19 protein-coding genes are annotated in these 18,231 nt (G+C 56.6%); 10 read left to right on the forward strand and 9 right to left on the reverse strand.

Features of this window, described 5'->3' with window-relative positions; genetic code table 11:
- Positions 1–17 precede the first annotated feature (17 nt).
- Entirely contained in the window at positions 18–1,940 is a 1,923-nt protein-coding gene (locus BLS30_RS07335; protein WP_090227770.1) for a propionyl-CoA synthetase, read from the reverse strand.
- 159 nt (positions 1,941–2,099) lie between these two features.
- On the opposite strand from BLS30_RS07335, the gene BLS30_RS07340 reads away from it, so the two are divergent.
- Together BLS30_RS07340 and BLS30_RS07345 are read left to right on the forward strand one after the other, a co-directional pair.
- Positions 2,100–2,858 (forward strand): sulfite exporter TauE/SafE family protein, encoded by a 759-nt coding sequence (locus BLS30_RS07340; RefSeq protein WP_090227772.1) that lies wholly within the window; start codon positions 2,100–2,102, stop codon positions 2,856–2,858.
- 486 nt (positions 2,859–3,344) lie between these two features.
- Complete coding sequence (locus tag BLS30_RS07345) at positions 3,345–4,973, forward strand: acyl-CoA synthetase (RefSeq protein WP_046475425.1); 1,629 nt, start codon at positions 3,345–3,347, stop codon at positions 4,971–4,973.
- A gap of 10 nt (positions 4,974–4,983) precedes the next feature.
- Here the strand turns inward: BLS30_RS07345 and BLS30_RS07350 are convergent, their stop codons facing one another.
- Both BLS30_RS07350 and BLS30_RS07355 read right to left on the reverse strand, forming a co-directional pair.
- Positions 4,984–5,778, reverse strand: coding sequence for a hypothetical protein (locus tag BLS30_RS07350; RefSeq protein ID WP_046475419.1), 795 nt, complete (start codon positions 5,776–5,778; stop codon positions 4,984–4,986).
- A gap of 263 nt (positions 5,779–6,041) precedes the next feature.
- The gene (locus BLS30_RS07355) at positions 6,042–6,218 is read right to left on the reverse strand and encodes a YdcH family protein (RefSeq protein WP_076605261.1); all 177 of its coding nucleotides are present in this window, start codon (positions 6,216–6,218) and stop codon (positions 6,042–6,044) included.
- A gap of 286 nt (positions 6,219–6,504) precedes the next feature.
- Here BLS30_RS07355 and BLS30_RS07360 point away from each other — a divergent pair, with 286 nt between their 5' ends.
- The 3 genes from BLS30_RS07360 (at position 6,505) to BLS30_RS07370 (ending at position 9,443) form a co-directional block, all read left to right on the forward strand.
- Complete coding sequence (locus BLS30_RS07360) at positions 6,505–6,711, forward strand: YdcH family protein (protein WP_046479752.1); 207 nt, start codon at positions 6,505–6,507, stop codon at positions 6,709–6,711.
- A gap of 88 nt (positions 6,712–6,799) precedes the next feature.
- Positions 6,800–7,819 carry a ligase-associated DNA damage response exonuclease gene (locus tag BLS30_RS07365; protein ID WP_090227774.1) on the forward strand — a complete coding sequence of 340 codons (1,020 nt, stop codon included), beginning with the start codon at positions 6,800–6,802 and terminating at the stop codon, positions 7,817–7,819.
- Between the two features lie 7 nt (positions 7,820–7,826).
- Complete coding sequence (locus BLS30_RS07370) at positions 7,827–9,443, forward strand: cisplatin damage response ATP-dependent DNA ligase (RefSeq protein WP_046475409.1); 1,617 nt, start codon at positions 7,827–7,829, stop codon at positions 9,441–9,443.
- Here the strand turns inward: BLS30_RS07370 and BLS30_RS07375 are convergent.
- The gene (locus BLS30_RS07375; protein WP_090227777.1) at positions 9,440–10,765 is read right to left on the reverse strand and encodes a dihydroorotase; all 1,326 of its coding nucleotides are present in this window, start codon (positions 10,763–10,765) and stop codon (positions 9,440–9,442) included. The genes BLS30_RS07370 and BLS30_RS07375 overlap by 4 nt on opposite strands.
- Positions 10,766–10,875: 110 nt before the next feature.
- On the opposite strand from BLS30_RS07375, the gene ygfZ reads away from it, so the two are divergent.
- From ygfZ to BLS30_RS07395, 4 genes are all read left to right on the forward strand, one after another.
- The gene (gene ygfZ / locus BLS30_RS07380) at positions 10,876–11,763 is read left to right on the forward strand and encodes a CAF17-like 4Fe-4S cluster assembly/insertion protein YgfZ (protein ID WP_090227780.1); all 888 of its coding nucleotides are present in this window, start codon (positions 10,876–10,878) and stop codon (positions 11,761–11,763) included.
- 7 nt (positions 11,764–11,770) lie between these two features.
- Positions 11,771–12,376 carry a DNA-3-methyladenine glycosylase I gene (locus tag BLS30_RS07385; protein ID WP_046475399.1) on the forward strand — a complete coding sequence of 202 codons (606 nt, stop codon included), beginning with the start codon at positions 11,771–11,773 and terminating at the stop codon, positions 12,374–12,376.
- A gap of 98 nt (positions 12,377–12,474) precedes the next feature.
- Positions 12,475–13,059 carry an HD domain-containing protein gene (locus BLS30_RS07390; protein WP_046479751.1) on the forward strand — a complete coding sequence of 195 codons (585 nt, stop codon included), beginning with the start codon at positions 12,475–12,477 and terminating at the stop codon, positions 13,057–13,059.
- A 276-nt stretch (positions 13,060–13,335) separates the two neighbouring features.
- Positions 13,336–14,361 (forward strand): NUDIX hydrolase, encoded by a 1,026-nt coding sequence (locus BLS30_RS07395; protein ID WP_244512410.1) that lies wholly within the window; start codon positions 13,336–13,338, stop codon positions 14,359–14,361.
- 40 nt (positions 14,362–14,401) lie between these two features.
- On the opposite strand, the gene BLS30_RS07400 is transcribed toward BLS30_RS07395, so the two are convergent.
- Positions 14,402–15,160, reverse strand: a complete 759-nt coding sequence (locus tag BLS30_RS07400; protein ID WP_046475392.1) for a L,D-transpeptidase — start codon at positions 15,158–15,160, stop codon at positions 14,402–14,404.
- Positions 15,161–15,370: 210 nt separating this feature from the next.
- Positions 15,371–15,913, reverse strand: a complete 543-nt coding sequence (locus BLS30_RS07405) for a hypothetical protein (RefSeq protein WP_052743581.1) — start codon at positions 15,911–15,913, stop codon at positions 15,371–15,373.
- A gap of 284 nt (positions 15,914–16,197) precedes the next feature.
- Between BLS30_RS07405 and BLS30_RS07410 the strand changes: the two genes are divergently transcribed.
- Positions 16,198–16,869, forward strand: coding sequence for a LysE family translocator (locus tag BLS30_RS07410; RefSeq protein WP_046475389.1), 672 nt, complete (start codon positions 16,198–16,200; stop codon positions 16,867–16,869).
- Here BLS30_RS07410 and BLS30_RS07415 read toward each other — a convergent pair.
- From BLS30_RS07415 to BLS30_RS07425, 3 genes are all read right to left on the reverse strand, one after another.
- Positions 16,866–17,123, reverse strand: a complete 258-nt coding sequence (locus tag BLS30_RS07415) for a hypothetical protein (RefSeq protein WP_046475385.1) — start codon at positions 17,121–17,123, stop codon at positions 16,866–16,868. The genes BLS30_RS07410 and BLS30_RS07415 overlap by 4 nt on opposite strands.
- 194 nt (positions 17,124–17,317) lie before the next feature.
- Positions 17,318–17,701 (reverse strand): TIGR02301 family protein, encoded by a 384-nt coding sequence (locus tag BLS30_RS07420; protein WP_244512389.1) that lies wholly within the window; start codon positions 17,699–17,701, stop codon positions 17,318–17,320.
- A 30-nt stretch (positions 17,702–17,731) separates the two neighbouring features.
- Positions 17,732–18,199, reverse strand: coding sequence for an NUDIX hydrolase (locus BLS30_RS07425; protein ID WP_090227789.1), 468 nt, complete (start codon positions 18,197–18,199; stop codon positions 17,732–17,734).
- Positions 18,200–18,231 lie beyond the last annotated feature (32 nt).

An 18,231-nucleotide genomic window follows, 5' to 3' on the forward strand; every position in this document is an offset into this window, starting at 1 on the left:
CGGTCGATATTTGCGGCCTAAACAATTTTGGCCTGCGCTAGCCCCCGCAGCTCCAGAACAGCTTTTATCTCTTCAAGGATCGCCGGGTCATCGATGGTGGCGGGCATCGCCCAGGCCTGTCCGTCAGCCATCTGCCGCATCGTTCCGCGCAGTATCTTGCCCGAACGCGTCTTCGGAAGACGATTGACCACCATTACGGTCTTGAAAGCCGCGACCGGGCCGATGACGTCCCGCACGAGTTGGACGACCTCGGCCTCCACTTCGGAAGCCTCCCGATCCACACCGGCGTTCAACACAACAAACCCCGCGGGAAGTTGCCCTTTGAGCGAGTCTTGAACGCCAATCACCGCACACTCGGCAACATCTTTGTGCTGCGCGACGACCTCTTCCATCTGTCCCGTCGAGAGACGATGCCCAGCGACGTTGATAACGTCATCCGTACGCGCCATCACATAAACGTAACCGTCTTCGTCAAGGAACCCGGCGTCTGAGGTCGAATAGTACCCCGGAAACTGCGTGAGATAGCTGCTGCGAAAACGCTGATCATCCTGCCAAAGCGTGGGCAAACATCCTGGGGGCAACGGCAGTTTGATCGCGATAGTCCCTTGCTTGCCGCACGGTAGCAAATTTCCCACCTCGTCCAACACGTCGAGAGCATAGCCCGGCATCGGCACTGTCGGAGAACCATACTTGACTGGCAACAGTCCGAGCCCAACCGGATTGCCGGCAATCGCCCAACCCGTTTCCGTCTGCCACCAGTGATCAATCACAGGAACTTGCAGCTTGGTTTCAGCCCATTTCAGGGTTTCCGGATCAGCTCGCTCGCCGGCAAGGAAGAGAGTACGCAGACTTGAGAGATCATAGTCCCGAACAAGGTTGCCTTCCGGATCTTCCTTCTTAATTGCGCGGAATGCCGTCGGAGCCGTAAACAAAGCGGACACTTTGTGCTGGGAAATCACGCGCCAAAAAGCACCCGCATCCGGTGTCCCGACAGGCTTGCCCTCATAGACCAGCGTCGTCGCACCGTGAAGCAGCGGCGCATAACAGACGTACGAATGCCCCACGACCCAGCCAACATCGGAAGCCGCCCAGAAAACCTCACCAGGTGCGATGTCGTAGAAATTGGGCATCGTCCATTTTAGAGCCACCATGTGGCCGCCGTTATCGCGAACGACCCCTTTTGGCTTTCCAGTCGTACCGGATGTGTAAAGTACGTAAAGCGGATCGGTCGCCTTTACTGCGACGGGACCGACAGTCGCCCCATTCCCACGCTCGAGCATTTCCTGCCAATCGAGATCGCGACCGGGAATCAAAGTGGCTTCTGCCATCGGCCGCTTGAGAATGAGACAATAACGCGGTTTGTGTTGCGCACGTTCAATCGCAGCATCAATAAGCGGTTTGTAGGGAACAACACGGCTGCCTTCGATCCCGCAGGACGTAGAGAGAATAGCAACAGGTTTGGAATCATCGATACGGGTTGCCAATTCAGCCGCTGCGAAACCGCCAAAAACCACCGAATGAACAGCCCCGATGCGGGCGCACGCCAACATGGAGATAACCGCTTCCGGGATCATCGGCATATAAATGACGACCCTGTCGCCGGTCCTGACCCCAAGTTCGATGAGGACATGCGCCAAGCGTGCAACTTCTGCCGTCAGTTCAGTGTAGGAGAACGTTTTGACGGTTCCCGTAACCGGGCTGTCGTAGATGAGAGCCGTTTGATCACCGCGTCCCGCTTCGACATGACGGTCAAGACAGTTGTAAGCGGTATTGCACTCGGCCCCAGCGAACCACGCCCCATGATGCCCCGCGTAGGGATCGTGTACTTTGTCCCAAAGACGATACCAGGAGATGTCCTTGGCTGCCTCGGCCCAAAAACCTTCAGGATCCCTCTTCCACGAGTCGTACACCTCAAAATAACGGCTCTGCGAGGATGTCATTACGGCGCGCTCCCATGGGAATTGTTTGATTATTCCGCTATGAGAGCACTGCGCACCCCTCAAGCGCAATAATTTCTGCGCCTTGCCGACGTCGCAACACGCACACCCAGAGATACGTCACCCAATGCTCAGGCACACGTGCCGCCTCGCCAAGAGCCGATGATCACCGACCCCTACTTTTACGCTGTAGCAATTCCCGCAGTTTTCCTGATGGGGCTCGCCAAGGGCGGCTTTTTAGGCAGCCTCGGCGGGTTCTCAGTGCCGATCATGGCCTTGGCCATTTCTCCCGTCGAAGCTGCTGCCATCATGCTTCCAATCCTGATTGTCATGGATTTGATCGGCGTCTACGCCTACAGGCGAGAATTCGACCCGGTGAACTTGCGCATCCTGCTACCGGCCGCGGTAATTGGCGTCGGCATAGGTTGGGCCACTGCCGCCATCGTAACCGAATCTCATGTGCGGCTTATCGTTGGAGTCGTAGGGCTCGTCTTTAGCCTCGACTATTGGATAAAGTTGCATGGACGCACAGCATCAGCCAAAGGCCCGAACGTTCTCAAGGGTTCATTTTGGGGTGTCGTGGCCGGATTCACCAGCTTCGTCAGTCACGCTGGCTCGGCGCCGTTTCAGGTCTACATGCTGCCACAACGGCTGCCGAACGCCGTCTTTGTGGCGACTTCCGTCATGTTCTTTACGACGGTGAACCTCGTGAAGGTCATCCCTTATGCAGCTCTAGGCCAATTCAGCTTGGCAAACATGTCCACAATGGCGGTGCTCTTGCCGTTAGCCCCCATAGCGACACTTATCGGTGTATGGCTGACACGCAGAATTCCACAGGAGCCCTTCTACCGAATCGCCTACGCATGTCTGCTTTTGATTTCGCTTAAGCTGATTTGGGATGCCGTGAGTGCGCTGCTTTGACGAACGCCTGTCAGGCGAAAGACCATCAGACAGCGCAACCAGCTTGCAGCCAACGTTTCATCACACTCAAGGCCGCCAACCCGATCCAACATTACTCAATGAGCAATGGGGTAAGAGCGATAAGTGTCATAAGTATCCAGAGGCCGATGCTGTCTAATCTGCTCGGACTGCTCATTGCTACGTCTCCGCCATCCTAAGCCGACGCGCACAATTCCAAAAATATCACGTATTCATAACACGGCAATTGCCACCTTGAGAGTATGGAAATGTATATCACAGATTTATCGCACGTGTCCTCAATCGCCCCACCCCAACCTTGAAGACACGCTCAATGCACTGGTCATATTGCCGGAAAACGACACCTCGTGCATTGATAACTCCACGGGTGAATGACAAAACCACACGCCCATAACGCCGGAACGCCCTGTCCATGCTCGGTTAGATAGCTGGGCTTATTTGAATCGAACATACTGACCCTGGTGAAAGATGTCCGCCAATCCTTTTGAGCAGAACCTCGACAAGAATGCAGCCAATTACCAGCCGCTGACGCCGCTCACATTCTTGTCACGCGCGGCGCTCGTTTATCCCCGGCACACCGCCATCATTCATGGCAAGCAACGCACGTCATATGCCGATTTTTACGCCCGTAGCCGGCAACTCGCTTCCGCCCTTGCAACACGCTACATCGGCAAGGGGGACACTGTATCTGTAATGCTGGCCAACACGCCGCCAATGCTTGAGGCACACTACGGCGTCCCAATGATCGGCGCCGTCCTTCACTCGATCAACACCAGGCTCGACGCCAGCGTTATTGCGTTCCAACTCGACCATGCCGAAGCCAAGGTATTGATTGTCGACCGCGAGTTCGCTGCCGTAGCGCGAGAAGCTTTGACGCTCGCAACAGTGAAACCACTTGTCATCGACTACAACGATCTGGAATTCCCCCAGGATGGCGAGCCTCTGTCCTATACGGATTACGAGGAATTCATCGCGAAGGGTGATCCGAGCTTCCAATGGAAGATGCCGGACGACGAGTGGGACGCCATCGCCCTCAACTACACATCTGGCACCACCGGCAACCCCAAAGGCGTCGTCTACCATCATCGCGGCGCCGCCCTGATGTGCTATGCAAACACGCTGGCAACCGGCATGCAGGCGCATCCCGTCTACCTCTGGACCCTGCCAATGTTCCATTGCAACGGCTGGTGTTTCCCGTGGTCGCTTTCCGCCGTTGCAGGAACGCACGTTTGCCTGAGATGGGTCCGCGCTAAAGGTATGTACGACGCCATCGCCGACCACCGCGTCACTCATCTCTCCGGCGCTCCGATTGTGATGTCGACGCTGTTGAACGCAAACCCGGATGAAAAGCGCGAAATTACCCACCGCGTCGCCTTCAATCACGCCGCAGCACCTCCACCACAGGCAGTTCTCGACCGCATGGTCGAAGCAGGCTTTGATCTAACGCACCTTTATGGGCTCACCGAGACCTACGGGCCGGCAACAATCAACGAGTGGAATTCTGAGTGGGATAATCTCAGCCCGGAAGCCATCGCACAAAAGCGCGTACGCCAGGGCGTCCGTTACGTTGCGCTCGAAGGACTCACGGTGCTCGATCCTCTGACCATGCAACAGGTTCCCGCGGATGGAGAATCGCTTGGCGAGGTCATGTTCCGTGGCAACATCGTCATGAAGGGCTACCTGAAAAACACCGAAGCGACCGAAGAAGCATTTGCTGGTGGATGGTTCCACTCGGGCGACCTTGGTGTCCTGCATCCCGATGGCTACATCCAGCTGAAGGATCGTTCAAAGGACATCATCATATCCGGCGGCGAAAACATCTCTTCGATTGAAGTCGAAGACGTGATCTACAAACATCCCTCTGTCGCGTATTGCGCCGTCGTCGCGAAGCCCGACGAAAAATGGGGTGAAACGCCCTGCGCATTCGTTGAGCTGAAGCCGGAGACATCCACCACGGCGGAAGACATCATCGCATGGTGCCGCGAGCGGCTCGCTCATTACAAGTGCCCGCGCTACGTCGTCTTCTCTGAAATCCCGAAGACTCCCACCGGAAAGATCCAGAAATTCAAACTGCGTGATATTGCGAAGGCTGACTAACTGGCGGTCTCTAGAACAGCCGCCAGATAACCAGAAACCCCGCGCTTAATCCCGCAAAGCCAAGGCCCGCCAGAGCTTTCACTGGGTTGTCCTCAAACAGCTCAACGGCCTCTCGCAAGCGCGCCGTGTTCAGCGTCCACCAATTCGCGCGTGTCTTTAGCGTCCGATCGTGGGCAAGATGCAGGATATCGAACTGCAACCGCACCTTGGCCAACACAGAACGCTGAACGAGCGCATAGTTGCCCCGCTCGAATGCCTCTGCTTCGATCGGGCCGGACAGAAAGCCTTGAAGTGCGAGATCATTCCGTATCGCAAGCCCTTCCAGATAAGGCCGCTCGACATAAGCGCTGCCGTACATATCAATAAGAAGGCGAGCCAAATCGAGCTTTTGCGATTCAGGCAAGCAGAACGGTTCTCGCCCGAGCACCCGATAGCGATGTTCGACAGCGGCAAAACCGTACATCGCATCGCGCATATTCCAGTGCACGAACCGCATCATGCGATTGGTCGCCAGAAAATCGAAAAACTTGGCAAGCATCGCGCATTCGAGCTCTTCGATCCGACTCAGAACCTGGATCGGACCAAGCCTTCGTAGCTCGGCCTCGATATGAATCGAAAAGACGCTAGTCTCACCGCTTTCCAGATGCCGAGCCGCTATGGCTGTAACACACGGTGACCCCAGCGCCTCTTCCGCATCGAAACTCTGACAAGCATAGTGAATGATGAAGACACTGGATGGGTGTGCGAACAGGCCGGCAAGCTTATCGCGAGCCGCTCTTTGTCGAACTGGATTGGGTGCGGGCATCCCTCAAGATCCATCTGACGCGCGCCACGAATCAACAGCGCGCTCTTGAAGGAGCATTCCGAATTACACAGCGATTGCAAGCGCCAGCCGATCACACCGGGCAGTCGTCAGGCACAACGAACCCACGTGACGCTACGCGCTACATGTCGGCCAGCTTCGCCTCACCGCACGATAGCGAAATTCAACCGATGCAACCATTACCCCGCATCAGTTCATCCGCAAAAAATAGAAAGCCCCGGCGCATCGCACAGGGGCTTCGAACTTCAATGGCGTGTAACGTGTTTTAAACGCTCGATCTCTTCCTTGATCTTCAGTTTTTCGCGCTTGAGGCGTCTGATCTGCAGGTCATCAGACCCTGGTCTCCCCAATTCATCACTTATCTGTCGGTCGAGCAGGCGGTGCTTCTCTGTGAGCTCAGCGAGATGACCTTCAAGCGACATCGTGACCCTCCGTTTGAGGTTTCAGGCATGGTTATCGTGACAGATAGGTGACATGTTGTCTATGTCCACCCTACCGCTCCCGTTAATTGCCGTTAAACAGTTTTGCCCGTCTCTATCGAAATACGCCGAAAGGGAGGTGGCACCTACATTATCCCCAACCGGATTGCTGCTTTAGCTAGCCTCGGGTCCCCCTCAGAAACCGCGTTCACGGCTTGCGAAATCGTGCAAACGCGACAATATTGCGCGCGCCGTGTTTGATGGCGGCAAACTCAAGCGGCGTGGTGAAATGCAGCGGGAACGCGAACGAGAACTCCGCGAGGAACTTGTGCAGTTGAGAGAGCAACATCGGGCACTCGACGAGGAAATCGTTGAGCTCGAAAGCTCGGCTGCGGTCGATCAACTTCTGATCAAACGGCTGAAACGGAGAAAACTCGCAATCAAGGATCGCATCCAAGTCATCGAAGATCAGTTACTGCCCGACATCATCGCCTAAAGATCCGTTTCAAGATTACCGAACCACCGGCATCTCTCACGCGTTTAGTGAGCCAAGACGCCTGATACGCAAACTTGGTCCCTCGGTAATGACACACTCGGCTCACATCGCAGAACGTTGGCTTTATCCAACGGACGCGGGTCTGTATTGCGAACCCGGCGATTTCTTCATCGATCCCCATCTCCCCACTCCGCGCGCCGTCATCACCCATGGTCACGCCGATCACGCCCGTGCAGGCCATGACGCTGTTCTGACAACGAGCGAAACCGCAGCGATCATGCGCCTCCGCTACGGTCCCGATGCCGTCGGCCGGTTCGAAACGGTCGCATACGGCGAAACACACCGTATCAATGGTCTCGACCTGAAACTCGTGCCCGCGGGCCACATATTGGGATCCGCCCAAGTCGTACTCGAGTATCAAGGAAGTCGCATTGCTATTTCGGGAGACTATAAGCGCAGCCCAGACCCGACGTGCGAAGCGTTCGAGCCCATAAACTGCGATGTTTTCGTCACCGAAGCGACCTTCGCACTTCCGGTATTCCGTCATGAAGTAGCGCAAAAGGAAATTCAGCGATTGCTGGCATCCCTGCGCTTGGAACCCGACCGGCCGCACCTTGTAGGCGTTTATGGCCTGGGCAAATGCCAGCGGGTAATCAAGCTCCTGCGTGAAGAAGGCTACGATGATCCGATATGGCTGCACGGCGCCCTCATCAGCCTCTGCGATCTCTATAAGGACCTAGGCCACGATCTCGGCGACTTACGCGTCGTCGATACGGAAAAACCGGGCGGTACCGCACAAGGCATCATTATGTGCCCGCCATCTGCGCTCGGAGATCGCTGGTCGCGTCGCTTTCCCGATTCGGTATCAGCCTTCGCCAGTGGCTGGATGCGGATCCGTGCGCGGGCCCGGCAACGCGGCGTCGAACTGCCGCTTGTCATATCTGACCATGCGGATTGGCCGGAATTGATCGGAACCATCAGAGAAACCGGCGCCGCGGAAATCTGGGTCACGCACGGACGCGATGACGCCCTCGTGCATCAATTGTCTCAAATGGGGGTCAAGGCCAAGGCGCTCGCCTTGGTTGGCTTCGAGGACGAAGCGGAGTAGGGGGCATATGCAGCGTTTTGCCAACCTCGTTGACAGCCTTGCCTTCACGCAAAGCCGCAACCGCAAACTGTCTCTGCTGACGGATTACTTTCTGACCACCTCAGACCCCGACAGAGGCTGGGCACTCGCCGCACTAACGGATGGGCTCCCTCTGCGGGTCCCACTAAGGCGGATCCTACCAGAAATCCTGGCCGATATAGTCGATCCGGTCCTGTATCACTTGTCGCGGGACTACGTTGGCGACACGGCCGAAACGGTCGCACTGCTATGGCCGGATCGGCCGGAATACCAACGCGATGGTGCGAGAGTAACTCTTGACTCCGTTGTCACTGCGTTCGCGACCGCACCCAACTCGAGCCACGCAGAAATCCTGAAAGGGCTGCTTGACGCGCTTGAACCGTCCAGCCGTTTTGCACTTCTCAAACTCCTCGGTGGCGCCCCGCGTGTTGGCGTATCAGCGCGCTTGGCAAAACTCGCATTAGCCCAAGCCTTCGAGCAGCCCGTTTCTGAAATCGAGGAATCCTGGCACGCAGTTGACGCTCCCTACCTCGCATTGTTCGACTGGCTAAACGGCGATGGACCACGCCCCGACCCGGGCGGACGTCCCGTCTTCCGCCCGATGATGCTCGCACACCCGATCGAGGACGAAGACCGCACGAAACTTGATCCCGACGATCTGCTCGCAGAATGGAAGTGGGATGGAATCCGCGTTCAAGTCGCAGCCCAGATGGGAGAGGTCCGTCTCTTCTCCCGAACCGGCGATGACATCTCTGCAGGCTTTCCCGACATTGTGACAGCCTTTACTGGGCGAAACTGTATTCTGGACGGCGAGCTATTGGTTGTCCGCGAGGATGAAGTCGCCCCCTTCAACGATCTCCAGCAACGCCTCAATCGCAAGACGGTCTCAGCGCGCATGGTGCGCGACTACCCGGCACACATCCGCCTGTACGATTCACTCCAAATCGACGAAAAAGATCTGCGCGACCTGCCGCTCATCGAACGACGCAAACGTCTTGAGCACTGGCATCGAGCGCATCCACCATTGTCGACAGACCTGAGCCCGCTCGTCCCCTTCAACACCTTCGATGAACTCACCCACCTCTGGCAGAACACGCGCGCCGAAGGCATCGAGGGATTGATGCTGAAGCGCAAGGACAGCCCCTACCTTTCCGGACGCCCCCGGGGCCATTGGTGGAAATGGAAGCGAGCCCCCCTCACCCTCGATTGTGTCCTGATGTACGCGCAGCGCGGCTCCGGCAAACGGTCATCGTACTATTCCGATTACACGTTCGGCGTCTGGCGGGACGCCCCCGACGACGGAGCAGAACTCGTCCCCGTGGGAAAAGCCTACTCGGGTTTCACCGACGCAGAGCTTTTGGAACTGGATCGCTTCATCAGATCGAACACGACCGACCGCTTCGGTCCCGTGCGCGCTGTCTCCCCCAAACTTGTGCTCGAGGTTGCTTTCGACGCACTGCAGAAATCAACGCGACACAAATCCGGCATCGCGATGCGCTTTCCCCGCATCGCGCGCATACGCTGGGACAAGCCCGTCAGCGAAGCGGATACGCTGTCACGTGCGCAATCGCTTCTGAAAGCCCCATCGCTCGATAAACGAGGCTAGCCTTCGTAGAAGCGTACAGCTTCGCCGGATGCGGCAGGAGCAAGCTCCCCTTCCCACATGGCGCGATGTCCGCGCACGATCGTGCCGACGGGCCAACCCGTGACCGTCACGCCATCATAGGGCGTCCAACCGCACCGGCTTTCGATCCAATCGTTCCGGATTGTCTCCCGCCGCTTCATGTCGACGATTGTTAGGTCGGCATCGTATCCAACTGCAATCCGGCCCTTTCCACGAATTCCGAAAAGACGTTGCGGACCATGGCTCGTCAGATCAACGAAACGTTGCAGCGACAAACGCCCTGCGTTCACATGATCCAACATCATGGGAACCAAAGTCTGCACGCCTGTCATGCCGGAATGCGACGCGGGGTAGGCGTGATCCTTCTCCTCGCGAGCATGCGGGGCGTGATCTGACCCCAGCACATCAACGACACCGGATGCCAACCCCCGCCACAACCCTTGTCTGTGCGTATCGTCCCGCACCGGTGGGTTCATCTGCGCATACGTACCAAGACGCTCATAACAATCAGGCGCAACCAATGTCAGATGATGCGGTGTGACTTCGACACTCGCCCATTCCTTATGGTCTGCCAAAAAAGCCATTTCATCGGCCGTCGAAATATGGAGCACATGCACGCGTTTTTTGTGCTTCTCCGCTAACGCGACAAGTCGCTTAGTCGCCATCAAAGCGGCTTCCGGATCTCGCCAGACAGGGTGCGAACTCGGATCACCTGCCAGCCTGAGATCCTTGCGTTCGTTGAGCCGCATCTCGTCTTCAGCATGAAACGACGCGCGCCGGCTGAGTTTGGCAATAATGTCATCAAGCGAAGGATCGTCTTCGACCAGGAGGTTGCCCGTCGAGGAGCCCATAAAGACTTTGATGCCCGCAGAACCCGGCAATCGCTCAAGCACAGGAATATCTTCGATATTTTCCCGTGTTCCACCGACGAAGAAAGCAAAGTCGCAAAACATCCGGTGGCGCGCGCGCGAAACCTTATCAGCCAAGGCCTCGGCACTTGTCGTCAGGGGATTGGTGTTTGGCATCTCGAAGACGGCAGTCACTCCGCCCATCACGGCCGCGCGGCTACCCGTCTCAAGATCTTCCTTGTGCGTTAGACCCGGCTCTCGGAAATGCACCTGTGTGTCAATAACACCAGGGAGAATCGTGAGCCCCTTTGCGTCGATCACCTCGCCAGCGGCATCAGCCGCTATCGAACCGAGTTCGACAATCCCCCCGTCGCGTATACCGATGTCGCGCACGCTCTCGCCGTCGTGGTTGACGACGGTGCCCCCTCGCACAACGACATCGTATATTGCTGGCATGCGCTTCTCCTGAGACCGCGATATAAATGGAAGATTGAGAGCATCCGACTTGCCCCGATCCGTCCTCCCGCATACGTAAACTGCTAGATTACCGCAACCCTGGACATACCATGGCTAAATTAAAGTCTGCCTTCCTACCCGATCGGGGCGTCGTCAGCATTGTCGGACGTGACGCACAGACGTTCCTGCAGGGCATCGTCACCAACGATATGGGTCTCCTGGCGACCCAGCAGGCGATATATGCCGGCCTGCTAACGCCGCAAGGAAAAATCCTGTTCGATTTCTTCGTTACCAAAATCGAAGGCGGCTACATTCTGGAAGTTACACGTAGCCAAATCCCAGCGTTAATACAGCGGCTTAACCTTTACAAACTAAGGTCAAATGTCGAGATAACCGACTGCTCCGCAGAATATACGGTCACAGCGATCTGGGACGACGGCATTGACGCAATGCCCAAGGATGGTTCGGTCATCGCGTTCCTCGACCCGCGTCTGCCCACGCTTGGCTTCCGGGCCCTCTTGACGCTCGCAAACGACAAAATACCAGCCGAGATCGGAGCAGACCCGGCTCCCCGAGAAGATTACGATGCACATCGCATCACACTCGGCGTTCCTGAAGGCGGTAAAGACTACGAGTTCGGCGACGCGTTTCCCCACGAAGCGCTATTCGACCAACTCAACGGCGTGTCCTTCTCGAAAGGCTGCTTCGTGGGCCAGGAAGTCGTCTCACGAATGCAGCACCGGGGGACAGCGCGTAAGCGTATCGTACCTGTCGTCGCTGACGGCTATCTGCCTGATCCGGGTTCAGAAGTGCGCGCAGGCACGGCGGCAATTGGGACCCTGGCGAGCACGTCGGGCAACCGTGCCCTGGCACTCTTGCGCATCGACCGCGCGGCAGAGGCCGCTAGCAAGGGCGAACCCTTGCTTTCAGGCAATACCCACATCCGTATCGATCTTCCCGATTGGGCAACGTTCAAAATTGCGGCCTCTGCGGATTAAAGCTGAAATGGCGAAACAAACAACGCGCTGTCCTTGGGTCGGCATCGAAGACGCAGAATATACACGCTACCACGACGAAGAGTGGGGTGTACCGAAGTTCGGCGACCGTGAGCTTTTCGAAAAGCTTGTACTGGAGGGCTTTCAGGCCGGCCTCTCCTGGCTGACCATTTTGAGGAAGCGACAGAACTTTAGGACCGCCTTCGATGACTTCGACGCCAAGAAGATCGCCGCATACGGATCCTCGGACATTAGCCGCCTGATGGCCGACGCAGGAATTGTCCGGAACCGCAGCAAGATTGAAGCCACGATATCCAATGCAAGGGCGTACCTTGAATTAAGCCGCCGACAGAGCTTGTCGGATTTCCTTTGGGGATTCGTCGACGGAAAGCCGATCATCAACAAACACACCGAGTTCGGAGATGTCCCAGCGCAGACCGATATCTCGAAACGCATTTCGAAGGCACTGAAAACCGAAGGGTTTCGCTTCGTTGGCCCAACGACCGTCTACGCGTTCATGCAGTCGGTGGGCATGGTCAACGACCACCTTGTCTCCTGCCATCGGCATGCACCCTGCGCGAAGCTACAACGCGCCCTCAACAGCAAGAACCGCTAGCCTGCACACGAATGACCCCAAAACAGCCCAAGAAAACCCCAACAGCGAAGACCGCGATCTCACGCAGCTCTCAACCGCCTCCACGCGCTTGGCAGCGCATGCTTTCAGGCCGTCGGCTGGATCTCCTCGACCCCTCACCATTGGATATCGAGATCGAGGATATCGCCCATGGTCTCGCCCGCGTCGCGCGTTGGAATGGTCAGACCATCGGAGACCACGCGCTATCGGTAGCCCAGCATGTGCTGATCGTCGAAGAGATCGCCACCAATCGAAATCCAAAGTGGTCATCCGCATGGAAGCTGGCGACATTGCTCCATGATGCGCAAGAATACGTTGTCGGCGACCTCATTAGCCCCTTCAAGACCGCGATCGGTCTCGACTACAAAGCTTTTGAGATAAGATTGAACGAAGCTATTCACCTTCGCTTTGGCTTACCACCAAATTTACCGGACGAAGTCGCCACGGAAATAAAATCTGCTGATCGGATCGCGGCCTATTTCGAAGCAACGGTTCTTGCTGGCTTTGAGCGAAACGAAGCGGTGAGATTTTTTGGAAAGCCCAGCGGTATTTCCGCGGCTCTACGCATGCGTCTGGAAAAACTCACACCTTTCCCTGCCGCCGAAGCACAAGATCTTTTCCTGCGCCGTTTTGCACTATTATCGAAGCATCCAACGCCACGCTGAGCTGACAGCATATCTGCGTTGTACTGCGCAACTTAGTCCTACAAAACGACAAGTCGGCGCCATAAACATACCGCGGTATCGAGCGAATACCGCCACGACGAACTAAGGCACAATTTGGGAACACTCGCATGATCAGCGAGTTAGCATCATTTTGTACAAAACACCTGTTCTGAAAAACGCCATGATCGGCCTCTAGCTCGACCCAATCACAAGAATGCGAGAGACCGCATCGGAGAGCCTCATATGACGTCTCAGGCAAACCTGCGCCACCCAGAGATGCCCACCTCGGTACCGAGGGGTCCCTTGCGAACCTCGATGCACCTGGAGCAGTCGACCGTCGAGATCGAACTCAACGCAGCTATCATCGCCGTCACGAACGATGAGCCCGTTGTGTTGACGGTCAAAGACGCGGCCGACGCTGCCGGAGCAACAGAAGGTTTGCCATTTGGACCATTTTCACCCATCGATCACAGAACGTTAGAAATCGGTTTGCGCTCGTGGGTCGCAGATCAAACAGGCCTGGAACTCGGTTATGTCGAACAGCTGTACACGTTCGGGGATCGAGGCCGGCACGCACAGGTCGGCGACACAAGACCTCCTGTCGTATCCATCGGCTATCTCGCCTTAACGCGCGCACTCCAGGCGGAAGGTCTTCAGTCTGGAACCTGGCGAAGCTGGTATCATTTTTTCCCTTGGGAGGATTGGCGCAAAGGCCGCCCTGAAATTCTCGACAGTGTCATGGAACCGGAACTCCGCCGATGGGCCCAAAGCAACCAGGGCAGACCATCATCGGCTCGTCCGCTCGACCGCAATCAACGCATACGCGTATGCTTCGGTTTTGATGGCGTTGCCTGGGACGAAGAAAAAGTTCTGGAGCGCCTCGAACTCCTCTACGAAGCTGGGCTCCTTGCCGAAGCTCATAGGGATCGCCCCGAGGCAGCGTCGCTGATGAACGTGCCCGAGCGGACGCTCGGCAGTCCGATGCGTTTTGATCACCGCCGTATACTGGCAACAGCGATCGGTCGTGTACGCGCAAAAATTAAATATCGGCCGGTCATCTTCGAACTGATGCCCGACGAGTTCACGCTCTTCGAATTGCAGAAAACTGTGGAAGCTATTCTTGGCCCACATCTGCACAAGCAAAACTTCCGACGCCTCGTCGAAAGCGCCGGCCTCGTCGAACCGACAGGTCAAATGAAGACGCGGACCGGTGGGCGTCCCGCCAAACTCTTCAGCTTCCGTCGTGAAGTTCTACTGGAACGGCCTGCTCCGGGCGTCAGAGTGAAACCGCAGCGCGTTTAAGACTCGCTGCGATTGAACCTTGCCCGAACGTGGTGGTCCGTTAGGACGGACCACCAGGATTGTCGACGGCAACGACGCCTTTCCCGGAAGGCGGCCAATGCTTAACGACCTTTACCGTCGTCCCGACACCGACCAACGTCGCGAGATGCATCACATGCGAGTTCATCATGCGGAAGCAGCCTGATGAAGCCGCCCGCCCAATGGACTTCGCGTCATTGGTCCCGTGAATTCGATAAAGCGTATTACCAAGATAGATCGCTTTTGCGCCAAGCGGGTTACGCAACCCGCCAAGCATCTTTTTCGGCAATTCGGGCTGGCGCTTCCGCATGTCAGCCGGTGGGTGCCAATCTGGCCAAGCCGCAACACGGCTGACCTGCTCGGTACCCGTCCACGAGAAGCCTTCCCGGCCCACTGATATGGGATAGGTGTAGGCCGCAGTCGGCGACAGCACGTAGTAGAGCTTTCGCGCCTTGGTATCGATAATCACGGTGCCAGGCTCTTCATCACTGACGAAAGAAGTCGTCTGTGGAGCCTTGGCGGCTATGTGTGGGCGCGCGCCCCCGGAACGGACCTCATTTGAAGGTCGCCGTTTTGGGCGCGGTTCGCCATAATAGTCGTCGTAATACCCACCATACCCGCCGTACGAATTATATCTGGGCGGCTGATATGCACCCTGATACTGCGGAGATGAGTGAAAAATCGGCTGGCCATTCTCCCACGTGATGCCGGATTGGGCCGCTACCGGAGAACTAAATGCGAATCCTGCGATCGCAGCAATTGCGAAACGGCGTTGCAGCACGGGAACTCTCCATCTTACTCGTTGCGCCGATCTCGACAGAGCGCAGACAAGCCTCCCTCCGATGACCGACAACCTGCATAAAGATGGGGGGAAAATGCCATGCCCGCAAGGAACGTTCCGATCCCAAAAAATTGATCGGTATCCGCATCTTGAGCGCTCAAGCAAATATAGATTGATTACTTGCCCATGAGAGATCGGGCGTAGACAGTTTTAGTCATGTTGTGCAAAAGTGTGCCACGTGCCATCAGCCCCAATGGCAAGGCGATACCACGTCCATTTGCCAGATTTGATGATTGCTGAAGCCTGCTCTGGACCAACCATCCTATAAAGTTCAACTTTTTCACCCGGCGTGAATTGAGCGGGCGGCTTCTCCGACATGTAGGGCCAAACGTAGACCGCATTGTTTTCAAGATCCGGCCCGATAGGAAGCTTCGCGGGCGGCCCTTGCAGTATTTCGCCAAGTATCGAGAGGATCTCAATCCCGTCCCCGGCCATGTTCGCCTTCCAATATGCGATCGGATCACTGTTCGCATCCAGACCAAAGTCCGGACGCAGCTCGTTCCATTCGATAGCCGTTCTGAGTTCGTCAAAATCGCCGCGGACTACACCTGCAAGGATCGCATCCCGCATTTCTTGCACGGCAATGGGCAACTCCCCCAAAGGAACACGCACTAACTCTGGCTTTTTCTCCCCCTCGGACTGTGGCATCTCGGCCTTCTGAGACGCCGCGACGCCCGCTGTAGGTTCCGCCAATACGCCCGCCGTAAGGCCCGCACAATAGACAATGCTAGACAGCCCAACTAGGAATAGCCGTCGAAACCTACGCCAGGGGGACTGGGCGGCCAATATCGGGAGGAACAGCGATTGAGGGATTACACGACAGGCACTAACATTCTTGGAAGAACGCGACATAGATCTGCACATAATCAACTACTCCCCCACTTAAGTGTGACGGCTTCGCGCCTACGCTCCGTGGCAACCGACAGTATACCCGCACACGCGCACTGCCACTGTGGCGTTCCTCGGTGGCCCACCCAATGAGCTTTATCCCAAATCCGCTAATCATCCCGATCGGAATGTTCATTGGCATTCTTGTGGCCGCTCCGGTGGGACCGGTCAATGTGTTGTGCATTCAGCGCACACTTGCCCATGGTATGGCCGCGGGAATCATTGCCGGCATCGGCGCAATGCTGGGCGACGGTCTGATTGCGCTATTCGCAGCGTTGGGCGTCGGCGCAATTACCGGCGTCGTCGATTACCATCGCGCGGCAATCCAGATCATCGGCGGCTTGGTGCTACTGTATTTTGGTTGGCGGCTTTACGCACATGCGCCACCTTATACACGCCCCCAGAACGGCGCGCCCAATGGCGGTCCCCTGCGCAACTACGTCTGGGATATCCCGAAAACGTTTCTTCTGACGGTAACGAATCCAGGCGCCGTCCTAGGTCTCTTCGCCATCTTTGGCGGCGCGAGCACGTTCGTCGAAGTCCGCGGCCCCGGCGAGGCCTTTCTGATGGTCGGCTCCGTCATGCTTGGCTCCCTGTCCTGGTGGATCGGGCTCTCTTACATGGTCGGCCGAATACGTAACATTTTCAAGCCAGAGCATCTCACGCGCATCAACCTCTGGGCCGGGATCCTACTCATGGGATTCGGCCTCGTTTTGATCGGCGAGATCGTCTTTAAATTGATAACCGCGCTAATTCATTAGTGGCGTGATTGGCGAAGCGTGAACTCGCCGAGCTTGACACGTTGTTCCAGTGATCCGGCCATTTTTGCGACCGCATCTTCGCCAAACAAGGTTACGAGATCTGTCATCGCAGCAAAGATAGCTGCGTAAGCCATCAGTTCGGGGGCAACCCCGCTTTCCTCACCCTCGTCCCACGCAGTCAGAATTAGCTGCAATGCCCGCACGGTATCATCACTTGTATCGATACTTGGGTCAGTCCATTCTGCTGTCGGCATGCTTGTGTACTCCCGTTACTGCAATTGGCAAACGGCTCCCCTAACCGTCGCAATGACCGGACCGCGAGCACACGGAGCTGCGCGACCGACATTCGTATGGCTGTAGCACGCCGCTTTGTCGGCGGGAGTTGGCAAAACAATTCATTGTAAACCGCTGATGTAGAAACCGCCCATGCTGATGACCAAGCGACGTGTTAGGGATAAGCTTTCACAAGGCTCTCCGAGAGCTCCACGCCCTCAACAAGAAAGCGATCAACAGCCGTCTTCGCTGACTGAGTGCAAGCATTATAAGTGCGGCTGTAACTATTGTAGCCTTTATTGAAACTGCGCGTTAGCTGTGCGCGGCGGAGCGCGCTCGAACCTTCAGCATTAATGAGATCACGCATCTTGTCTCGCCAGAGCTGATCCTCTCCGGCGCCACATAACTCGCGCAGATAGTGCACCGCACCCAGTATTTCGGACAGCCTCATCAGCTTGTCGTCATAAGGTTTCACTTCCGCTGCGTGTGTCCCAAAGCCCACCGACCCAACAACACCGAGAGCAAGAAGGATCGCCGCACTCCGTAAGCGCCACCTCATCACTTGCGTTTGTCCCTCCATGAAGTCGGATCACCTTTCCCCGCAGCGTAATCCCGCCTGAAGCACTTCGTCATACAAATACGCCCACGCTGACCGAATCACATACTCCGCTCCGCTCGTCAGACGATACTGTTCGAGTTCGGCAAAGGGAACGAACCTAGCTTGCGCAGCATCGCTCGCCGCAACCGGCACTGCTCCAGCCCTTATCACACCCGCAAACACGCTGAGCTGATATGTAGTCGATCGGCTTCCATCCGGCCCGAGGCTTTCAATCTCACGCTCACAGAAGCACCCCAAAATCTCAGGTTCCAGACCGGTTTCTTCGCGAACTTCGCGGATAGCCGCAGCCTGAGGGGCCTCCCCGGCACAAATATGACCACCGGGAAAACTCCAATACCCTGCAGCAGGCGGATGCGCACGCTCGACGAGCAAAACCGATCCGCCCTCGAAAATAACGGCACTAGCCGCCAAAACGACTTTTCTCTGCGGCACCGACATGCGCTCTAGCCTACGTTCCTTGACCCGACGCA

This window comes from Filomicrobium insigne (assembly GCF_900104305.1).
GTDB classification, from domain to species: domain Bacteria; phylum Pseudomonadota; class Alphaproteobacteria; order Rhizobiales; family Hyphomicrobiaceae; genus Filomicrobium; species Filomicrobium insigne.